1 protein-coding gene is annotated in these 1,005 nt (G+C 49.4%); it reads left to right on the forward strand.

The genetic code is table 11. The features are described from left to right. Positions 1-391: IS3 family transposase (locus tag B5F19_RS16840; protein WP_140394282.1), on the forward strand; the 391-nt coding region annotated here is incomplete at its 5' end. Positions 392-1,005 lie beyond the last annotated feature (614 nt).

A 1,005-nucleotide genomic window follows, 5' to 3' on the forward strand; every position in this document is an offset into this window, starting at 1 on the left:
CAGCTATACGATCTCGAATCGACCGGTGCTCGGAATGGTGATCTCTATGCTGGAGAAAGCCTTTGAAACGATCCCAGAAGGCACTGGACTTATCCTCCATTCTGATCAAGGCTGGCAGTACCAACACAAGCAGTATCAGAGGATGCTGGAATCAAAAGGCATACGTCAGAGCATGAGCCGAAAAAGTAATTGCTTAGATAATGCTGTGATGGAGAATTTCTTCGGATTACTCAAATCTGAGCTTCGATATCTTCAAAAATTTGACTCCTTGGAACACTTCAAGTCTGAACTCATTGACTACCTTGATTACTACAACAATCGCAGAATCAAGCTAAAACTGAAGGGCCTGACACCTGCTCAACACAGATACCAGACCCTTCAGGTCGCTTAATTCAAATATTTGTCTAACTTTTGGGGTTCACTTCACGGATGGGGCGTTTTTTCAAAGTAAATATTCTGCGCTCATTTCTGGGTTGAGTTTGGAGATCTCCTCCTGATTGGCCGGTAACATAAGAAATATTTTTTCGGTCACTTTTCCTTTGGGTGAGGGGCAAGCAGAGCGTCCGGTTTGCCGTAAGCGGCAACCGACGAGAAGTCCGGACCCGCTTTATCGGCAGAGAAAGAAAATGCTGTGGTGCCTTACACACTAAGAAAAGGAATCCCGCCGTGCTGCCCTTGTGTGGCTTTGTGTGAGACGATTGGGGGCAGGGCGGCTGAGGTTATACCAACAAACCGGCACGAAGCCACTGTGCGGCCCCTGTGGGCGAAAGGTGGGAACAGAAAGTCAGCACCCAGAGAGCTCCGTATTTTCCATTTTTGAAGCGAATTCTGATTCCTAGAAAAATATTTTTTCGCCCCTGGTTCCGGCCGTTTCGCTAGGACCAGGGGCGTTCGATTTTAGTACGAGGATAAAGGGAGGTGGTCGCAAAGCGCCCACCTCCCGGTCACAACGCCCCGCAGAGCGGGGCGTGTCAAGGGATTGCGGGATTTCGCCTCAGCGCCGTG

The sequence above is a fragment of the Pseudoflavonifractor sp. An184 genome, assembly GCF_002160305.1.
Taxonomy (GTDB): domain Bacteria; phylum Bacillota; class Clostridia; order Oscillospirales; family Oscillospiraceae; genus Lawsonibacter; species Lawsonibacter pullicola.